Genomic DNA, 19259 nt, shown 5'->3' with positions numbered 1-19259 from the left:
GGGGCGGCTCTTGATTTTTATAAAGCGTCAGTTACGGCAACTGCAGCGGATAGATGGGAAGATGAAGCTCCTTCAGGGGTTTTTCAAGCTTTTGCTTGTCTCCCACCACCACGATCACCATATCGGCCGGATTGAGCCAACGGGCGGCACTGGCCTTCAGCGCCTCGGGCGACACCGTCTTGATCAGGTTGTTCTGGGCCTGCACATAGTCCGGTTTCAGGTCATACATCACCATCTGCAGCAGGAAGCCCGCCTTCTGGCCCAAGGTCTCGTAAGAGAGGGCATCCTGCTGGGAGACCGCGCTGCGCATATAGGCCAGCTCCACCGGTGTCGGGCCGCTCTTGCGGTAGTTGTCCATCTCCTTGAGGAACTGGCGGATGGCATCCACGGTTGCATCGGCCCGCACATTGGCACCGGTGGCGAAGGTGCCCACCTCGCGGTTGGCGGAGAAGCCCGAGCTGGCGCCGTAGGTGTAGCCCTTGTCTTCCCGCAGGTTGAGATTGATGCGGCTGTTGAAGTTACCACCCAGGTTGAAGTTCATCAGCCCGGCGGTGAAGTAATCCCCCGTGGTATCAAACGGCATGGCGCGACGACCGATGCGGATCACCGACTGGGGCGCCCCCGGCTTGTCGACCAGATAGATGCCCGGCTTGGCCTGCTCACCCTTGAGCTTGAGATCCCCCAGGGTTGGCGTTGCCCCCTTCCACTCGGTCAGGAAGCCAAGTTGCTCCTCGATCTGCTTCTGGTCCACATCACCGACCACAACCACTTTGGCGTTGGTGGGGTTGTAGTAGGCCTGATAGAAGTGCTTCACGTCCGCCAGGGTCAGCTTGGCCACATCGGCCGGTACCCCGTCGGTAGGTTGCCCGAGGCGGTTCTGCTTGCCGTAGACCAGTTCGCGGAACGCCTGCCCGGCCAGCCACTCGGGCTGCTGCTGGGCCTGTTGCATCCCTTGCAGCAGCTGCGCCTTGACCCGCTCGAAGTCCGCCTCCCGCATGCCCGGGCGCTCCAGCACCTCGCGCACCAGCGCCATGGTCTGGGGCAACTTGTCCGCCAGCGAGCTGACGGTGATGAGGTTGTTGTACTGGGCGCTGGAGACATCAATGCTTGAGCCCAGCTTTTGCAGCTCGTCGCTCAGCTGAGCCTCGGTCAGGCGCACCGTGCCCTGCCCCATCATGGCGGCAGTCAGATTGGCCAGCCCAAGCTGCCCCTTATCTTCGGCACGAATACCGCCCGGCAGGGCGATCATGATGGAGACGGCCGGGATCTCGTCACTCTTGGTGCCGATGATCTCGATGTTCTTGTCGAGCTTGCCGTGCCAGATGGCGGGCACCTTGACGCTCACCGCCCCACTCGCCTTGGGCTGCACGCTGCGATCGAAATTGTCTTTAACCGGTCGTTCGGCCAGCGCTTCGTCATGCTTGCTGTAATCCGGCAGCTCGCGCTTGGCGGGAGTAAAGTTCGGGGTGGCAACCTGCCACTCGGTCTTGCCCTTGGGCACCACGCTCAGCACCACCGCCGGCTTGTCGGCGATGAACTTGTCGTAGGCGGCCTTCACCTGCTCCGGTGTCACCTTGCCGATGGCATCGAGGGTCTTGAACACATAGTTGGGGTCCTGGGCAAACACCTGACCCATGGCGAGCTGGCTCACCTTGCCGGATACGCTGTCCAGACCCCAGATGGCGGAGGCGCGGTACTTGGCGATCGCCTTCTCCAGATCTTCCGGTTTGAGGCCGCGCTGGGCGAACTCGCCGATCACCTTGTCCACCTCCCCCTTGAGGGTCTTGAGGCTGCCATCCTGCGACGGATTGGGATAGGCGTAGACGGTCAGGGTACAGGCCAGCTCTTCGCAGTAGTGAGACGCCCCCACATCGATCGCCTTGCCGGTTTTCACCAGCGACTGGTAGAGCATGGAGCTGGCGGAACCGCCCAGCACGTCGGCAAACATGTCGAGCGCCGGCTCCTGCGGATCACCAAGGGAGACGGTGGGGTAGCTGATATAGAGCAGCGGCAGGTGCACCTTGTCCTGCAGCGTCACGTAGCGGGTCTCGGGCAGGGTCACCGGCTTTGGCGCCGGCTCGGCCACGTCCGGGCCGCGCGGGATGGAGCCGAAGTACTTCTCGATCCACTCGAGGGCCTGCTTGCAGTCAAAGTCGCCGCCCAGAGTCAGGGTGGCGTTGTTGGGGCCATACCAGCGCAGGAAGAACTGCTTGAGGTCGTTCACATCGACCCGGTCGAGATCTTCCACGTAACCGATAGGCTGCCAGGAGTAGGGGTGTGTACGCGGATAGAGAGCCTCCCCAACCTTCTCGCTCACCAGCCCGTACGGCTGGTTGTCGACCCGCTGGGCCCGTTCGTTCTTGACGGTGGCGCGCTGGATCTCGAACTTCTTCTGGCTCACCGCATCGAGCAGGAAGCCCATCCGATCCGCCTCCAGCCAGAGCACTTTTTCCAGCTGGTTGGCAGGCACAGTTTCGTAGTAGTTGGTGCGGTCCTTGTTGGTGGTGCCGTTCATGTCACCACCGGCCTCGTTGATGATCCGCATATGCTCCTGATCACCGACGTGCTTGGAACCCTGGAACATCATGTGCTCGAAGAAGTGGGCGAAACCGGACTTGCCGACCGTCTCGCGGGATGAACCGACGTGATAGGTCACATCGAGGTGCACCAGCGGATCGGAGCGGTCGGGAGCCAGGATCACGGTCAGGCCATTGTCCAGCTTGTACATCTGGTAGGGGATGGCGAGCTTGCCCTCCTCCTTGCCCTGTTCGGCGATCAGGGTCGGTGCCGCCAGCACCGGCAGGGTGAAGCCCAGCAGAATCGTTAAAGGTATGACTTTGTTCACGGTAACCTCGTGAGTGACAAAAACAGGCTAGAAAATGTGACTGGCCAGCAGAAAAACCAGGGCATAACGGAACAATTTGCCGAGCCCGATCAAAATGAGAGAGCGCCAGAAGGAGAGGCGCAGCCAACCGGCCAACAGACAGAGACCATCACCGACCACCGGCGTCCAGGCAAGCAGCAGACACCAGTGACCATGTTGTTTGAGCCAGCCTAAGGCTTTTTGTTCCCCACGGCCTTGAAAATCTTCCGGTTTTTTCTTGAAGGTGGCGAGCCAGCCGAGCCACCAGGTAGTCATGGAACCGAGGGTATTGCCCAGCGTCGCCCACAGCAGCAGGCTAGCCATGCTCCACTCCCCCTTGGCCGCCATGGCCCCCAGCAGCACTTCCGAGCTGCCGGGCAGCAGGGTGGCGGAGGTGAATGCACTTAAAAAGAGCCACCCCAGCCCCATCTCCATCATCTCGCTCATCCGGGATAGCCATCGGCCGCAGGCATGCGCAGCAGCAGCTTGCCGCGTACATGGCCCCCTTCGATGGCCTGATGGGCCAGCGCCCCCTCAGCCAGAGCGAACTCACCGGCGAGGGTGACCTTCACCTCCCCCTGACGCAGCAGCATCAACATCTGACCCAGCTGCTTCTGGTCGGGGTGAACCAGCATGCCGACCACCTCGATGCCCGCCGCAGCCCCAGCATCCTTGATCTGCTGGGCGGTAATGGTAGGCACAGTCACCAGGCGGCCACCCGGTTTGACGCAGGCCAGCGCCGCCTTGCCGCTCTCGCCGCCCACCAGATCCAGCACCAGATCGACCTGACTGGCCTCTGCCACCACCTGTGCTGGCCAGTTCGCATCATGGTAATCCACCATCCAGCGCGCCCCCAGTGCGTGCAGGAAGCCATGGTTGTCGGGGCTGGCGGTGGCCACCACCTCGGCGCCATAAGCGCTGGCAAACTGCACCGCCAGATGGCCGACGCCACCGGCACCGGCGAGGATCAAGACCCGCTGACCGCTCTGGAGGCCGCCGTGCTCAAGCAGCCCCTGCCAGGCGGTGAGACCGGCCAGCGGCAGCGCCGCCCCCTGCTGCAGGCTCACTCCGTCGAGCTTGACCAGCTCGCCTTCGCTTGCCACCACAGACTCCCCGTAGCCACCGGCAGCGAGGGGAAAACCGACCATGCCGCACACCAGATCCCCCTCGACCAGCGAGGTCACGCCGGGGCCTATCTTCTCCACCACGCCGGAGATGTCATAACCCGGCGTCCAGGGCAGCTTGTCCTTGTTCTGGGCCGCCGCCCAGCCAAGACCGGCGCGGGTTTTGGCATCGATGGGATTGACCCCCGCAAAGCAGATGCGTACCCGCACTTCGCCATCGGCTGGCACCTTATCGAGGGAAGGGTTGAGCTTGAGTACCGAGGGGTCACCGAATGCGGTAATCTGTAGTTGCGTCATTGCACAATCCATCCTGTTGATTGATCAAGGGTCAACAGAATAACAGCGAGGACACCATGGCTCGAATGTTTCTTATTCCTCTGTTGCTGGCACTGGGGTGGTGGGCATTTCTGCTCTACTTCCGCATCCCGCTCAAACAGGGGGCCAAGGGGTTTTACTGGATCATCGGCATCGGTGGCGGACTGGCCGCCTTCCTCAGCCTGATGATGGTGCTGACTCACTGAGTGCCACAGCCACTCGATAACGAAAAAGGCCACCGCGTTCCGGTGGCCTTCTCACTATTCGGGTTGCTGCTCCAGCGCCGGATTTAGGTAGTAGTGTCGATTGCTCCCCTGCCCCAGCACCCCTTGCGACAGCAGATGGTGGAACACCCGATCCACCTCCTCCAGCGAGAGTGACAAAGCCTGTGCCACCGAGCGTTTGCTGCACTTGAGCTCACCGCTCACCAGCGCACCGCGCACCTGCGCCAGCACCTCGGGGGCGGGCTCGGGCGGCAGCATGGGCTCAGGCTGGGCTGCCATCGCCAACGCCTCCTGCGCCTCTCTGCGAGCTTGATCCTGCTGCCAGCGCCACATCCGGCGAAAGCGGTTCTCCTCGCCGATCAGGCTGACGAAAAAGGCACCGAACACGTCGAGCAGCACCGAGAGGAAGCAGACCAGCAGGAACTGCACCTGACTGATGCTCATCCCTACCCCGTCCGCCAGACTGCTCATCAGCCCCAGCATGGAGGATTGTTCGTTGACCGGCTTGGCATCGCGCTGCTGACGCAGCTCATCCTGCTGCAAGCGCAGCTTGGTGTTGGCGTGCTGCAACGAGGAGACGCCACTGGAGATGCGCTCCAGCTCGATGTATTTGCGGGCCGCCTCCTCGTTGAGCTGGATCTGCCGCTCGATGCTGGCGATCTGCTCGTCGAAACGGGCAAGCTCCCGCTCGTGGCGCGCCTGCTGGCTCAACACCGTATTGGTGGCGCTGTTGATGCCACCGATACTGCCGCCGATGGATATGGCCGCCAGCACGCTGTAAAACAGCAGCGACCAGAGAGCACCACTCAAATCCCGCCGCGCCTTGCGCTCGCCGTACTCGTACCAGACGTAAAACTTGCCCAGCTCGAAGATGATGGCCAAGCCGCCGAACAGCCACTTCATCAGCGGGTTGTCATCGATGGAGAGGAACAGCAGCAGGGAGAAGATAATGGAGGCCAGAATGGCCAATCCGGTAAAACTGTATACCGTCGTCAGAGCGAACCACCCCTTGGGGTAGCGCTGTGTGGAGGAGTCCTGTGTGGTCATGATGAAGGGGTGTGCTGTGCAGGAAAAGTTGGCTGCCGATTATAGTCGCCAGACTCGCACAGAGAAGGGCAAATGACTGAATTCCTTCAGATTGGCAACCAGCTGCCCAGAGTGCGACCAAAACGGACAAATCGGCAGCAGAAAAGCGATACAATTCCTCCCTGACTTGATCATGTGGTGAGATGAGGTGCGATTCCGCCCGGGTTCAGCCCAGATCCGTACACTCATCCACCGTTGCAATTATCCGAGGCCATCATGAACAGTACGACCACCTTGCTACTCTCCCTTCTTCTGGTTACCGGCGGCGCCGCTGCGACACAGCAATATCCAGAGAGCGGTGGCACCGAATTTTCCGTCGATGAGCTTAAATTCAATCTGGACTGGGATGACAAACAGTTCGGCTGGACCCAGAACGACTGCCTCACTCTGGATATCGGGGAGACCTCCTCCGTCGACTGCAAGGCGGTCAAATTCAATCTGGAAGATGAAGAGAATCGCAACCAGCCACCGAAAACCAACCAGGTCCCTGCCAACTCGCAGAGCGACCAGTAACAACAGGAGTACCCTTGCGATGACCCAAGCTAAACACAACCCCGTTATCCGACGCGGCGCCCTGCTGCTTTCCCTGCTCATGGCGCACGGCATCGCGGTTGCGGCACCGCCAAGCAAAAATAGCGATGGCATCAAGATCTCCGGTGATGACATCAAGATCAATCTCGACTGGGATGACAAGGAGTACGACTGGTGGCAGGACAACTGTCTGGATCTTGGCATTGGCGACAGCCGGATCAAACTCAACTGCGACAAGATGGATGGCAAGTACCGGGATCACTACAACCGCAGCATCCACAGCGGCAATAACCCGGGACAGGGTCACGACAAACAGAAGGATAAAAACAAGGGTAACGGCAAGAAAAACTGACCCCCCCTTTCCTTATCCAGCAGGGGCCTGGCGCCCCTGTGCTGATTGTTTTACCAATAATTCTCCGCACTGATATTGCCCGGTGCCCGCCGCAGATTCTTGGCCAACCCCAGCGCCAGCAAGGTTTGCTGGGTCTCTTTCACCATCTCCGGATTGCCGCAGATCAGCACTTGGCTCAGCTCGGGTGAGAACTCCAACCCCACTCGAGCCTGCAGCTGACCATTGGCGATAGTCGCCGGGATCCGCCCTGCCATTGCATCGGGCCAAGGCTCGCGGCTGACAAAGGGGACATAGCAAAAACGCTCGCCATATTGCTCGGCAAAGCTGGCGATCAAATCCTGATAGCTCAGCTCTTCGCCTTTGCGCACCCCGTGCACCAGCACCAGATTCTCGAAACGGTTGAAGGCTTCCCCATCTGCCAACATGGAGAGGAAGGGGCCGATGGCAGTGCCGGTCGAGAGCAGCCAGAGATCGCGCCCGGCGGGCACCTCATCCAGCGTCAGGAAGCCGGTGGCCTGGGATTGCACCAGCAATGTATCGCCCGCTTGCAGCAAGCCAAGGGACGGAGTCAGCTCACCGCTCGGGATCTCGACCAGATAGAACTCGTGGTATGGCGCAGAGGGGGGATTGACGAAGGAGTAGGCGCGCTGAATGCGGCGATCGCCCTGCTCGAGGGCCAGCTTGGTGAATTGGCCTGCCTTGTAGGGGACCAGCTCGGCCGCTACCCGCAGGGAGAACAGGGTGGGTGTCCATTCGATGCGTTCGATGACGCGACCTTCTACCCAAGCCATAAGGATCTCCTCCAGTGGAACAGACCTTCACTCTACCCCCGGGCCGGAAAATAAAAAACCCGCGCAAGAGCGCGGGTTTTTTCTGCAAAAGCGAATCGCTATTACAGGGCAACAACCTGGATCTGTACGGTTGCTTTAACGTCAGCGTGCAGCTGAACAGCAACTTCGTAGTCACCGGTGTTACGCAGAACGTTGCCCATGCGGACTTCGCTCTTGGCAACGGCTACGCCGGCAGCAGTGATGGCTTCAGCCACGTCACGGGTACCGATGGAACCGAACAGCTTGCCTTCGTCGCCAGACTTGGAAGCGATAACCACGGTAGCCAGTTCGGCCAGCTTGGCAGCACGCTCTTCAGCAGCAGCTTTGTTGGCAGCCAGTTTGGCTTCCAGCTCAGCGCGACGAGCACCGAAAGCTTCGATGTTGGCTTTGGTGGCCATAACAGCTTTGCCTTGCGGGATCAGGTAGTTACGGGCATAACCAGATTTCACGGAAACTTGGTCACCCAGACCGCCCAGTTTGGCGATTTTGTCGAGCAGGATAACTTGCATTACCTTTCCTCTATAAATTTCGTTGAGTTAGGCTTAAGTGCCGGGCCGATTCTTACTTGTTGTGCAGATCGGTGTACGGCAGCAGAGCCAGGTAACGAGCACGCTTGATGGCGCGTGCCAGCTGACGCTGATACTTGGCGCGGGTACCGGTGATACGGCTCGGTACGATCTTGCCAGATTCAGTGATGTAGTTTTTCAGAGTAACGATATCTTTGTAGTCGATCTCGGTAACGTTCTCGGCGGTGAAGCGGCAGAACTTACGACGACGGAAATAACGTGCCATGGCCTTTATCCTCTAGTCAGTGATCCAGAATTACTCTTCGGAAGCAGCTTCAGTAGCTTCTTCGCGGCGCTCGTCGTCACGACGGGTGAAGCGCTCTTCTTTGGCCTTGGCCATCGGAGAAACTTCAGTCACTGCGTGCTTGGTGCGCATGATCATGTTGCGGATAACGGCATCGTTGAAGCGGAAGTTGGTTTCCAGCTCATCGATAACGGCTTGCTCTGCTTCTACGTTCATCAGAACGTAGTGGGCTTTGTGCAGTTTGTCGATCGGGTAAGCCAGCTGACGACGGCCCCAATCTTCCAGGCGATGAATGGTACCACCGGAGGTGGTGATGGCGCCGGTGTAACGCTCGATCATGCCGGGAACTTGCTCGCTCTGGTCCGGATGAACCATGAAGACGATTTCGTAATGACGCATTTTAGCTCCTTACGGATTAATTCAGCCTCCGCCCAGGTGCAGCCAGACCTCGGAGGCAAGGAACATAAAGGTGTTTAGTCGCTGCTTTTCTAGGGCGGCGTATTGTACGAAATCACATCCCTCACTGCAACTGACCGCTTTAAATGTTTTTCCCGATGGAAATCATCAGAAACAATAATTGATAATGATTATCACTTAGATCTATTCTCTCTCCATATCCTTATGGAGGGTGATGCCATGCAACCCGCACTGACGACTACGATTCCAGCCCGCAAATTCAAGCTAACCCTGCTCGGGCCTGCCTTTATCGCCGCCATCGGCTATATCGACCCGGGCAACTTCGCCACCAATATTCAGGCGGGCTCTACCTTTGGCTACCAACTGCTCTGGGTAGTGGTATGGGCAAACTTGATGGCCATGCTGGTGCAAACCCTCTCGGCCAAACTCGGTATCGTCACCGGCAAGAATCTGGCGGAGCACATCCGCGACCGACTGCCAAAACCGGCGGTCTGGGCCTACTGGGTGCAGGCAGAGATCATCGCCATGGCCACCGACCTCGCCGAATTTATCGGCGCCGCAGTCGGCTTCAAGCTGCTGCTTGGCGTGACCTTGCTTGAAGGGGCCTGCATCACCGCCGTGGTGACCTGGGGGATCCTGATGTTGCAATCCCGCGGCCAGAAACCGCTGGAGTTCGTGGTCGGTGGCCTGTTGCTGTTTGTCGCGGCGGCCTACATCGTCGAGCTGATCTTCTCCCGCCCCCATCTGCCCAGCATGCTGGAGGGCGCCCTCTTCCCCGGTCTGCCCAACAGCGATGCCGTCTATCTGGCCGCCGGTGTGCTCGGTGCTACCGTGATGCCCCACGTTATCTACCTGCACTCGGCACTGACCCAGCACACGCAGGATCAGGGTTCAGTCAGCCAGCGGCTGCACACCACCCGGGTCGATGTGGCGATTGCCATGACTATCGCCGGCTTCGTCAATCTGGCGATGATGGCGATGGCGGCCGCCGCGTTCCACAGCACGGGCCACCAGCAGGTAGCGGAGCTGGAATCCGCCTATCAGACCCTCACTCCCCTGCTGGGTCAGGCAGCAGCCACCCTGTTTGGCCTCTCGCTGGTCGCATCCGGCATCAGCTCTACCGTGGTAGGGACCCTGGCCGGGCAAGTGGTAATGCAGGGTTTTGTCCGCTTTACCATCCCGCTCTGGCTGCGTCGCGCCATCACCATGGCTCCCGCCTTCGTGGTGATCGCCATGGGTCTCAACACCACCGAAATTCTGGTACTGAGTCAGGTGATACTGAGTTTTGGCATCGCGCTGGCCCTGATCCCGCTGTTGATGCTGACCGGTGATCGGGCGCTGATGGGGCAACATCGCAACCATCCGGTCACCCAGGCCATAGGCCGTCTTATCGTTGCACTGGTTATCGGGCTCAATGCCTACCTGCTGGTCGCCATGATCTAGCAACCAGTCACCAAACAGGAGGCTCATTAACACTGGTTAATGAGCCTCCTCGCACTTTGGCGTATGCTGCCGCTTTCTCTTCTCATCTATCGTTGCGGGAGCCTTGCCATGGAACATACCCGAGTCAGCTTCGTACTGAGCCATCATCAGGAGCAGGCCAGCGTGGTCTGCTGCCAGCGCGGTGAAACCACGCTGCTGGTCACCGACCTCACCCCCTTTCATCCCCAAAGCCATCTCTGGCCCGATCAGCCGGGGGATGTGGGTCATGCTCGCTGGGAAGGTAGCGAAGCCGCTATTGGCCCTTGCCGGATGGGGGCTATCAGCCCGGATGGCGAGCTGTTCGTCGACAGCGCCATTCCGGTCAAGCGGGGGGCTGAGGGATGGCAGTTCGTGGTGGTACACCCCTTGGCGGGCGAGCACAGCTTGCCTGTCGGCAGTCGGGTCGAGTTACAGGTCGATAGCGCAGCACGCCACGCCCTGAGTCTGGGCCACAGCGGTTGCCATCTGGCGGCACTCGCCCTCAACCGGATTCTCACTCCTTACTGGCGTAAAGAGGTGAGTGAGCGCGATGCACTGGGCCAACCCGACTTCGACCGTCTCGCCATCCAGAGTTCACGAGTCGAGCCTTGCGGTTCGCGGGAGCAGTACCGCATCGGCAAGAGCCTGCGCAAGAAGGGAGTCAACAGCGAGGCACTGCTGGCGGATCTGGTGCTGATTGAAGAGAAGGTCAACCAGCAGCTGGCCGACTGGATTGCAGCCGGGGGCGAGATCCGCCGTAGCCGCGCAGGCGAGGCGATCATCGATTCGCGCTACTGGCACTGCATGCTGGAAGATCAGGAGGTGACCATCCCCTGTGGCGGTACCCATGTTACCTCGCTCGCCGAGTTGGGAGAGGCCAAGGTACAGCTCACTCTGGTGGAAGAGGGCTTTGCCATGCTGACCCGGGTCACGCCAACCGACGCCTGAGTCGCAGACTTGACCACTCAGGGCTAACGCCCAAATTGGCAATAGAGAAGTATCGCAAAGAGGGCGCATCATCATGCCCCTCAACGCCAGTCATGACGGGCCGATGCTTCTCTTTTAACCACTCCCTGATTAGAATGCGCCTCCCACAGGAGGCACATCACCCATGAGTAGTACCCAACTACGCACCACCCCGGATCGACTTCGTTATCTGGTTCTCTACGAAGGCATCGGGCTGGCACTGGTCGCACCGCTGATCAGCCAGCTGTTCGGTCAGGGCGTCGCCGAGGTCGGTTCGCTGGCCATCTTCTTCTCCATCGTCGCCACCGCCTGGACCTATGGCTGGAACCTGTTGTTCGACAAGGGGTTGCTCAAACTTTGCGGACGCACTAACAAGCGACCACTGGACCGCTTCCTGCACGCGTTTGGCTATGAGGCGAGCTTTATGATGCTCTCCCTCCCCTGCGTCATGTTCTGGCTCGATTTGGGAGTGTGGGACGCCCTGATGCTGGATCTCGGCTTCGTCGCCTTCTACCTCGTCTACATCATGGTCTTTACCTGGGCCTATGAGCGGATCTGGCCGCTGCCATCCAACCCGCAAACGGCATAAGGCCTCAGCCGCAACGAGGCCGACAAAAGGAAAAGTCAGGAAGGATGGGAGAATCCCATAAAAACAATGCCAGTCAGCAAGCTGACTGGCATTGGACAAAACAGACTTTCGGACTTACTTGACGGCGTCTTTCAGAGCCTTGCCAGCCACGAATGAAGGCACGTTGGCAGCAGCAATCTGGATCTCTTTACCAGTTTGCGGGTTACGACCGGTGCGGCCTGCGCGGTGGGTGACCTTGAAGGTGCCAAAACCGACCAGTTGCACAGCATCGCCTTCTTTCAAGCTCTGGGTAATACCATTGATGATCTCTTCCAGAGCCACTTTGGCCTGAGCTTTGCTCAGATCTGCTTTGGCGGCAATCGCATCGACAAGTTGAGCTTTGTTCATAACATTTCCTTTATGATCGGGCATTTAGCGCTGGGTCACTCTATGCAAAAAAAAACGCACAGGCAAAGCCTTTATCGAGCCGAACGCGTCAAACGCTGGGGTTTTCATCAAGATCTGCGGAAATAGTCACATTCCACACGCGAAAAACCGTGAGCAGGCCTGAAACCTGCTAGCACGCAGACACAATCCGCTGGCTATTTCTTCGCCACTTAACATTATCCCCCCATGGCTATTGACGCTTGCCCAGATTTTCCCTAGTTATAGGTTGTGTCACTGCTCAAACGGCTCGGAATACCGAACAATCGGCCAGCCTTTGCCCCACGGAGGGATAGGGATTATGTTGACGAAACTGGAACAGACCAAGCAGGCGCTGGCAGGCAAGCATAAGGCTATCGACGACTGGCTGGATGCAAGGCAAGCGTTGCTGGTTGGATACATGCAGCTGGCAGGCCTCACTCCGGCGCGGACCAAGCAACGCAGCCTGCCCAAAACAGAAGAGCTGCATCAGTTTTGCGACCGCCTGGTCGACTATGTCAGTGCAGGCCATTTCGAGATCTACCACCACGTCGTCACCGCCTTCGAGCAAGCCAGCGGCGAAACACTGGAGCTGGCCAAGCGCATTTATCCCCATATTCGTGCCACTACCGAGTTTGCCCTCGAATTCAACGACAAATACAGTGATGCCGACGAGGCCCAACTGCTACTGCTCGATGATGACCTCAACGAATTGGGTCCGGTACTGGAGGATCGCTTCAAACAGGAAGATCGTCTGGTCAAGGCACTCCATGTGGTGGAGTTCCTCAGTGCCCAGCAAGCCTGATTGCTATTTTCGGAGCAAGTTCAAGATACTGGCAGCCAAGGTGCATTACACTCAGAGCAATGATTCCCTGTGTCCAGCTGATTCCAAACTAGGAGATGAGCATGTCTGAGCGCCGCCGTTTTGCACGGATCCTCTATTTGACCACGGCCGAACTCACCCAGGGGGAGCACAAGTGGCAGACTCAGCTTGTCGACATATCCCTGCAGGGCGCCCTGTTAATCCGACCGGATGATTGGGAGAGCCGTGACAACAAGGAGTACCAGCTCAGTTTTGTCCTGAGTGGCAGCGACATCGAGATCAAGATGCAGGTCGAGCTAACCCATGAAGCCAGCAAGAAGCTGGGGTTCTACTGCCACCACATCGACATCGACAGTGCCACCCACCTCAAGCGGATGATCGAGCTCAACGTCGGCGACGAAGAGCTGCTGCATCGGGAGCTGGAACAGCTGTTGAACGAGCATCAGGAGCACAACCAGTCGTAACGACGCCCGGCCAGACATGGTGCTCTTTTCTGTTCATTCAGCCTCTATTGCTACGGTTATAACGCCTCGAGCGCCTCTGATAACTTCTTGACCGGCACCACTTCCATCCCCTCGATAGGATGCTTGGGGGCATTGGCGTGCGGCACGATGGCACGACGAAAACCGTGTTTGGCCGCTTCCTGCAGCCGCTCCTGACCAGAGGGGACAGGACGGATCTCCCCTGAGAGCCCCACTTCGCCAAACACCACCAGATCCTTGGGCAGCGCCTGATCCCGGAAACTGGAGACCATCGCCAGTAGCAGCGCCAGATCCGCACTGGTCTCCTCGACCTTGACCCCGCCAACCACGTTGATGAAGACATCCTGATCCGCCATCTGCAGCCCACCGTGACGGTGCAGCACCGCCAGCAACATGGCGAGCCGGTTGTGATCCATCCCCACCGCTACCCGCCGCGGGTTGGAGAGCTGGGAGTAGTCCACCAGCGCCTGCAACTCCACCAGCAGCGGCCGGGTGCCCTCCCAGATCACCATGACGATGGAACCGGGCGCCTGCTCCTGCCCCCGACTGAGGAAGATGGCGGAGGGATTGCTCACCTCGCGCATCCCCTGTTCAGTCATGGCAAAGACCCCCAGCTCGTTGACCGCACCGAAGCGGTTCTTGTGAGAGCGCAGAGTCCGAAAACGGGAGTCATGGCCACCGTCAAGCAGCACAGAGCAGTCGATGCAGTGTTCCAGTACCTTGGGGCCAGCCAGACTGCCATCCTTGGTCACATGACCCACCATGAAGATGGCCACATGGTTCTGCTTGGCGTAACGGGTCAGTAACGCTGCTGCCTCACGCACCTGTGAGACCGAACCGGGAGAAGATTGGACATCCGCCACATGCATCACCTGAATGGAGTCGATCACCATGATCTGCGGCTGCTCCTGCTGGGCAATCAGGCAGATCTGCTCAACGCTGGTCTCGGAGAGCATCCGTAGCTTGTCGGTAGGCAAACCAAGGCGGTTGGCCCGCATTGCCACCTGCTGGAGCGACTCCTCACCGGTGACATAGAGAGTTTTCATCCGCTCTGCCAGACCACACATGGTCTGCAGCAGCAGGGTCGATTTACCCGCCCCCGGGTTACCACCGATCAGAATCGCCGAGCCGGGCACCACACCGCCACCAAGCACCCGATCCAACTCCTTGAAACCGGAAGTAAAACGGGGGATTTCGGTGGTGGCGATCTCTGCCAGTGTCTGTACCTGACTGCCGACCGCGCCGGCATAACCGGTGTAACGGGCACTCTTGCCTGCGGGAGTGACGGAGCCAAGGCGTACCTCGGTGATGGTATTCCACTCCTTGCACTCGCTGCATTGACCTTGCCAGCGTGTGAAGTCGGCACCACATTCGGAACAAACATAAGCAGTTTTATTTTTAGCCATTGATAACTCGGGGACAGGATGAATTCCTGCTTGATATACTTGTTTGCGACCGACAGATCAAACCCAGAATCGGAAAAGTGACTTTCCGTGGCAGGAACACATGGATTCAGTACACCAACAACATCTGATTGAACAACTTGTACCCCTGCTGCGGGAGAAAGATTTCGAAGAGATCTTCAACCGTCTGACCCAGGACGAAAACAGTAACGGCCGTTTTCTGATCAAGATGGAGCTCAATCGCAAATGCTCCCCTTGCCGCAGGGTTATCGACATGCGCGATGAACTGGAGGACGAGTGCCTGGTGCACGAGTTCGACGGTATCACCCACTTTATGCCGGCCGAGGCCATCGGACTGTTTCAGTCCCAGTGCTATCTCTACCGTGACGCCTATACCCTTGGCGTTTACGAAGCGCTGCAACAATGGCAAAAGAACCATCACCACGCCCGGGTGGATGGCCTGCTGCAACCCCCTGTCAGCCCCTTCCGGCAATACGACGTCAACACAATCGTCTTTGCCAGTTACTACGGGCGACGACAAGAGCGGATGCACTTTAGCTCGCCCTTGCTCATCAAACTTCATGACGGGGAGAAGTTGTTCGCCAAAAGTTCCGATCTTTCCCTCGGCGGCATGAGAGTCTCGGTCCCCTATTTGCCCAATTACCAGACCGGCGCTCAGGTCGAGGTCTTCTTTACCGGGCTAGAGCGGGATCACCCCAATCCGGTGCTGCATCAGCCGGTCGGTTACCAGATCCTCGGTGAAGAGAGCAAGGAAGGGAAGTATTGGCTGAGGCTGGTACGCTCCGGTGAGCAGCCCGCCTTCGATGCCTTCCTCAGCGACTTTATCGAAGCCAACAAGATCCGCTATCGGGTCAGCGTCGACTATCTGCTCTCCGCCGCCATCATCAAGGGATATGAGCAGTTCTACCTGCCACGGATGACCGGCATGCCTCTCTTCTTCAGCACAGGAGATTGTCCCTCACTCGAGATAGCACTGCGCACCGAGAACAACCAGCACCTGCTGGAGTATTGGCGCGACGAGAAAAACCGCGATGCCCTGGCGGGACTCTTCTCAGCAAAACGGATGAAACGCCTCTGCCCTGCTCCCGGCACCACGACCGAAACCCTCATCTACTGCTTCACCCACACGGTACGCAGCCATATCTATTTCTTCTCTGCCACTGCTGAAGAGCTGCGCCAGAGTGGTCTCACCGCCCTCTTCTTCCAGGTGGGCTCCCGACGTCCCAGCTGGCGTGTCTACAAGTTTTCACTGGAGGCGTGTGAATCGCTGGAGGCAGATGTAGGGCAGTTGCAGGGGGTCGAAAATTCGCAACTGCAGGATATTCTGTTACTCGAACGTCTCAAACTGATTGGGTATTGCGGCCTGCTGCAGGAGATCAGTCTGGAGTCCCAACGGGAGGAGTTCCGCCCGGAGGGCGAGCTGGGCAATAATGCCAATGAATTGCAACGTTTTGGTCACGAGCTGGGCGTTGCCCCCTTCGAGATTGAATCCCTGCACTATGTCCAGTTGCGCAAGGAGCTGCGCTATATCCACAAAACAGCCGTTGCCATCCATCACAATGGCAAGTCATGGCTTGGCTGGACCCGAGATATTTCTGCCCATGGCCTGCAGGTCGAGCTGGAAGATGCCTTTATCGGCGAGAAAAACGATGTGGTGACCATCGCCCTGCCCCGTCTGCAGGAGTTATCCAAGAGCATGGATCTGCAGCATCTCTCCTACCGGCTGGTTAGTCTCAACATGACTCGCACCGTGCTGCACCTCTGTATCGACGGGGATTCCGATCGTCATACCGGTCGTCAGTTCTTCAGCCTGCTGATCGAGAGCAACCAGAACAAGCTCAAGGCGGCGCAGGAGCAGCGCCGTTATCGCGGACTGGCGCGAGCCCTGCGCAATATTTACACCCACCACCTGTTCAACTCACCGGTCTATATCAACAAACTGAAGGGTGCCCCCAAGCCAGCCGCCATCGGCAAGTCACTCACTCCGCGCAGCCTGCAACAACTGTTAACCGCCTGTGCCGAGCAACCTGAGCAGGAGAACCTCTATCCGCTGTTTCAGGGGGAGTTGTTCAAGGAGCTGCTGATGAATCCGTTGCGAGCCATCGAGCGGGAGGACAAACCGCGTGAAGATGAGGTCTATATTGCCAGCATCCAGACCAAGGCGGGCCTCCCCATCTTCACCAGCCGCCTCGCCAGCAGCTTTAGCAACCTAAAAGAGAAGCGCCAGTTCATCGAGCTGGCACTGCAGCAGGGAGAATTCTACTCGGTGCTGGTCGGCATCTCCCGCACCGGACGCCCCGACACCAACTTCATTGCCAATGAGCTGGACTACATCGCCAAGTTCGCCATTCACAAGGCAAAGCGGCTGGAAGAGGAGTTGTGGAGTGTCGTGGGGGTTGGCGAGCTGACCGACACCACCCAGGCAACTCTGTTCCGGTTCGGCATCACGCAGCCGCCCCGCTGATCCCATCGACACGGGCGCACTATGTGCCCTGTTTTTTGTCATGCTGCCTGCGGATTGAGCAGCCATTCCAGGATCCGGGGAAAGTGATCCTCCTGCGCCTGCGGGGCGGTCAGCATATTGATGTGGTCATAGTCAAGCCGGTTGCCATTATCACGCCCCAGGCGGGTGTGACGAGCAGCCGAGCCTATCTCGTCGCTGAAACGGCGCACATCGGTCGGATGGCCCAATACCTTGTCGGCTCTGGCAGAGATCATCCAGAGTGGCGGCCAGTTGACCCGTGCCGCCCCCTCGTCATAGGCAAAACCGTCGTGAGGATCCCGCCAGGGGCCACACTTGACCCAGGGGATGGTCTCCTGCAGATAGCGCAGCGGCTCGTCGTCAGCACCGATCTTCAGAGTACGAGCCGCCAGAAAACCACGGCGGCGAGCCAGCCAGGGGGCCAGCCGATTCCAGATCAGATCCACCTTCAGCCAGCGCTCGGGATTGTGCACCGACACACCGCGCTTGGTGCCAAAAAACAGCAGACTGGCCACCTGATCCGCCAGCTCGGGGAAGCGCACCAGGGTCGAGGCCATGATGACACCGCCCCAGGAGTGGGCCACCCAGTGCACCTTGAAGCCATGATGGCACTCGGCAATCCAGCGATGCAGGGCGGGCAAGTCCTCGGTGATTAGCTCGTGCTGGCCGTGCTCCGCCAGCTCGGCGATGGCCGGAGTGCTGAGCCCCCGTCCCCGCAAATCAGCCACATAGACCTGATAGCCGTGGCGGGCCAAAAAACAGGCCAGCCCCTTGCCCGATTCGGTGTAAAAGATGCGGCCGTTCTCGATGGCGCCGTGCACCATCAGGATCGGCTCGCCATGCACGGCGACCCGGGGTTTGATGTGGCGAACATGCAGTTGATGGGCGCCACAGGGGATAAACAGAGACTGCTGCAACAATTCCATTTTTATTGGTTTCCTCCTTGAAACACAGTCAGCGCTTGTCCCAGCGTTGTTCGCTGCAGGCCCGCGCCGCCAGCAGGCAGATCACCCCCTCCAGATCGTGATGATTGAGGGTGGCCGCAGCCTGCGCCCGCACCAGCGGCTTGGCATGAATAGCAATCCCAAGACCTGCCACGCCCATCATCTTGAGATCGTTAGCACCATCGCCGATGGCCACGGTCTGGGCGGCAGCAATGCCGTACTCCTGAGCAAGCTGCTGTAACACCTCGGCCTTGACGCTGGCATCAACGATGCGCCCGCTCACCTTGCCAGTCAGCTGACCCCCTTCCACCGCCAGCTCGTTGGCGAAGATAGCATCGAGCCCCAGCGCCTGCTGCAACTCGCCGGCAAAACGGGTAAAACCGCCGGAGGCGATGGCCACCTTCCAGCCAGCCTCTTTGAGGGTATCGACCATCAGTTGCAAGCCGGGCATCCACGGCATGTTGGCGGCCACCTCGTCGAGAATGGTGACCGGCGCTCCAGCCAGCAGGGCCACCCGGTTGCGCAGACTGTCGGAGAACTCCAGTTTGCCCTGCATGGCAGCAGCTGTTACCGCCGCCACCTGATCGCCGACCCCCGCCAGCCGCGCGATCTCGTCGATGCACTCGATACGGATCGCGGTGGAATCCATGTCCATCACCAACAGGCCGGGTTCGCTCAGGGTGGGTAGTGCCGGCAGGTGGCAGAGATCGATCTCCCACTCACCGCTCTTGAGCTCGGCCACCAACTCGGAAGAGAAGCGATCGCAGCCAAGCAGCAGCAGCGGCACCTCCGTCACCTCGGTGGGAGGATAGAGGGTGGCCACCAGCCCCTGCGCAGCCAACAGTGGTGACAGATGCGTCAGATGGGAGGCGCCCAGCCCCTTGCCAAACAGTACCAACCAGCCGCCCGCCTGCGGGGTCTCTGTCGGTTGCAACGCATCGGCGTTGAGCTGCCAACAGGGTGAGCCGGACAACAACGCAGGCCAATCGGATAACAGAGGGGGGAGCCGGGACAACAACATAAGAGATACGCCTTCCTTGGTGATCAGGGGGTTAACAATGCTGACCCAGAGTAGCGTATTGCTTTTTGCGCAGGCAAGCGCCAAGATCCGGCACTCATTGTCAGCATGAGGTC

At 59.1% G+C, this 19259-nt stretch carries 21 protein-coding genes; 9 read left to right on the top strand and 12 right to left on the bottom strand.

The window, feature by feature from the left end:
• Nucleotides 1-31: 31 nt before the first annotated feature.
• The 3 genes from G5380_RS17100 to G5380_RS17090 are packed head-to-tail and all read right to left on the bottom strand — an operon-like array spanning nt 32 to nt 4284.
• A complete protein-coding gene (locus G5380_RS17100) occupies nt 32-2845 on the bottom strand; it encodes a M16 family metallopeptidase (protein ID WP_421352929.1) in 2814 nt (937 codons plus the stop codon).
• Between the two features lie 27 nt (nt 2846-2872).
• Entirely contained in the window at nt 2873-3310 is a 438-nt protein-coding gene (locus G5380_RS17095) for a YqaA family protein (RefSeq protein ID WP_005348990.1), read from the bottom strand.
• Complete coding sequence (locus tag G5380_RS17090; RefSeq protein ID WP_236758185.1) at nt 3307-4284, bottom strand: NADP-dependent oxidoreductase; 978 nt, start codon at nt 4282-4284, stop codon at nt 3307-3309. The genes G5380_RS17095 and G5380_RS17090 overlap by 4 nt, the downstream gene beginning before the upstream one ends.
• Nucleotides 4285-4340: 56 nt before the next feature.
• On the opposite strand from G5380_RS17090, the gene G5380_RS17085 reads away from it, so the two are divergent.
• Complete coding sequence (locus G5380_RS17085; RefSeq protein WP_005308905.1) at nt 4341-4508, top strand: hypothetical protein; 168 nt, start codon at nt 4341-4343, stop codon at nt 4506-4508.
• Nucleotides 4509-4562: 54 nt separating this feature from the next.
• Here G5380_RS17085 and G5380_RS17080 read toward each other — a convergent pair whose 3' ends face one another.
• Nucleotides 4563-5573, bottom strand: a complete 1011-nt coding sequence (locus tag G5380_RS17080) for a Preprotein translocase subunit SecY (RefSeq protein WP_421208954.1) — start codon at nt 5571-5573, stop codon at nt 4563-4565.
• 255 nt (nt 5574-5828) lie between these two features.
• Between G5380_RS17080 and G5380_RS17075 the strand changes: the two genes are divergently transcribed.
• Nucleotides 5829-6125 (top strand): hypothetical protein, encoded by a 297-nt coding sequence (locus G5380_RS17075; protein ID WP_040067567.1) that lies wholly within the window; start codon nt 5829-5831, stop codon nt 6123-6125.
• Nucleotides 6126-6144: 19 nt separating this feature from the next.
• Nucleotides 6145-6495, top strand: a complete 351-nt coding sequence (locus G5380_RS17070; RefSeq protein WP_042053367.1) for a hypothetical protein — start codon at nt 6145-6147, stop codon at nt 6493-6495.
• 50 nt (nt 6496-6545) lie between these two features.
• Here G5380_RS17070 and G5380_RS17065 read toward each other — a convergent pair whose 3' ends face one another.
• The 4 genes from G5380_RS17065 to rpsF all read right to left on the bottom strand — a co-directional run bounded on the left by G5380_RS17065 (nt 6546) and on the right by rpsF (nt 8534).
• Nucleotides 6546-7286 (bottom strand): ferredoxin--NADP reductase, encoded by a 741-nt coding sequence (locus tag G5380_RS17065; protein WP_421206095.1) that lies wholly within the window; start codon nt 7284-7286, stop codon nt 6546-6548.
• Nucleotides 7287-7387: 101 nt separating this feature from the next.
• Complete coding sequence (gene rplI / locus G5380_RS17060; RefSeq protein ID WP_005340490.1) at nt 7388-7834, bottom strand: 50S ribosomal protein L9; 447 nt, start codon at nt 7832-7834, stop codon at nt 7388-7390.
• A gap of 52 nt (nt 7835-7886) precedes the next feature.
• Entirely contained in the window at nt 7887-8117 is a 231-nt protein-coding gene (gene rpsR, locus G5380_RS17055; protein WP_005308890.1) for a 30S ribosomal protein S18, read from the bottom strand.
• A 30-nt stretch (nt 8118-8147) separates the two neighbouring features.
• Nucleotides 8148-8534: a 30S ribosomal protein S6 gene (gene rpsF / locus G5380_RS17050; RefSeq protein WP_005308887.1), complete on the bottom strand. Its 387-nt coding sequence runs from the start codon at nt 8532-8534 to the stop codon at nt 8148-8150.
• 237 nt (nt 8535-8771) lie between these two features.
• Here rpsF and G5380_RS17045 point away from each other — a divergent pair, with 237 nt between their 5' ends.
• The 3 genes from G5380_RS17045 (at nt 8772) to G5380_RS17035 (ending at nt 11568) form a co-directional block, all read left to right on the top strand.
• On the top strand, nt 8772-9995 hold the full coding sequence (locus G5380_RS17045) for an Nramp family divalent metal transporter (RefSeq protein ID WP_421208955.1): 1224 nt from the start codon (nt 8772-8774) through the stop codon (nt 9993-9995).
• Nucleotides 9996-10103: 108 nt separating this feature from the next.
• On the top strand, nt 10104-10961 hold the full coding sequence (locus G5380_RS17040; protein WP_421208956.1) for a hypothetical protein: 858 nt from the start codon (nt 10104-10106) through the stop codon (nt 10959-10961).
• 163 nt (nt 10962-11124) lie between these two features.
• Nucleotides 11125-11568 carry a PACE efflux transporter gene (locus G5380_RS17035; RefSeq protein WP_005358045.1) on the top strand — a complete coding sequence of 148 codons (444 nt, stop codon included), beginning with the start codon at nt 11125-11127 and terminating at the stop codon, nt 11566-11568.
• Nucleotides 11569-11682: 114 nt separating this feature from the next.
• Here the strand turns inward: G5380_RS17035 and hupA are convergent, their stop codons facing one another.
• Nucleotides 11683-11955: a nucleoid-associated protein HU-alpha gene (hupA, locus tag G5380_RS17030; protein WP_005340484.1), complete on the bottom strand. Its 273-nt coding sequence runs from the start codon at nt 11953-11955 to the stop codon at nt 11683-11685.
• 337 nt (nt 11956-12292) lie between these two features.
• Between hupA and rsd the strand changes: the two genes are divergently transcribed.
• Complete coding sequence (gene rsd / locus G5380_RS17025; RefSeq protein ID WP_216952872.1) at nt 12293-12775, top strand: sigma D regulator; 483 nt, start codon at nt 12293-12295, stop codon at nt 12773-12775.
• Between the two features lie 101 nt (nt 12776-12876).
• Nucleotides 12877-13257, top strand: a complete 381-nt coding sequence (locus G5380_RS17020; RefSeq protein WP_216952871.1) for a PilZ domain-containing protein — start codon at nt 12877-12879, stop codon at nt 13255-13257.
• A 56-nt stretch (nt 13258-13313) separates the two neighbouring features.
• On the opposite strand, the gene radA is transcribed toward G5380_RS17020, so the two are convergent.
• Nucleotides 13314-14681 carry a DNA repair protein RadA gene (radA, locus tag G5380_RS17015; protein WP_005341318.1) on the bottom strand — a complete coding sequence of 456 codons (1368 nt, stop codon included), beginning with the start codon at nt 14679-14681 and terminating at the stop codon, nt 13314-13316.
• 100 nt (nt 14682-14781) lie between these two features.
• On the opposite strand from radA, the gene G5380_RS17010 reads away from it, so the two are divergent.
• A complete protein-coding gene (locus G5380_RS17010; protein ID WP_421206094.1) occupies nt 14782-17163 on the top strand; it encodes a PilZ domain-containing protein in 2382 nt (793 codons plus the stop codon).
• A 38-nt stretch (nt 17164-17201) separates the two neighbouring features.
• Here G5380_RS17010 and G5380_RS17005 read toward each other — a convergent pair whose 3' ends face one another.
• Both G5380_RS17005 and serB read right to left on the bottom strand, forming a co-directional pair.
• The gene (locus G5380_RS17005; protein WP_216980100.1) at nt 17202-18107 is read right to left on the bottom strand and encodes an alpha/beta fold hydrolase; all 906 of its coding nucleotides are present in this window, start codon (nt 18105-18107) and stop codon (nt 17202-17204) included.
• 28 nt (nt 18108-18135) lie between these two features.
• On the bottom strand, nt 18136-19146 hold the full coding sequence (serB, locus tag G5380_RS17000; protein ID WP_216952868.1) for a phosphoserine phosphatase SerB: 1011 nt from the start codon (nt 19144-19146) through the stop codon (nt 18136-18138).
• Nucleotides 19147-19259: the final 113 nt, after the last annotated feature.

Source organism: Aeromonas sp. 604443, assembly GCF_049170315.1.
In the GTDB taxonomy this organism is placed as follows: Bacteria; Pseudomonadota; Gammaproteobacteria; order Enterobacterales; family Aeromonadaceae; genus Aeromonas; species Aeromonas veronii_A.
Note: the sequence above shows the minus strand (reverse complement) of the source record. Positions and strands in the feature narration are given on the sequence as shown.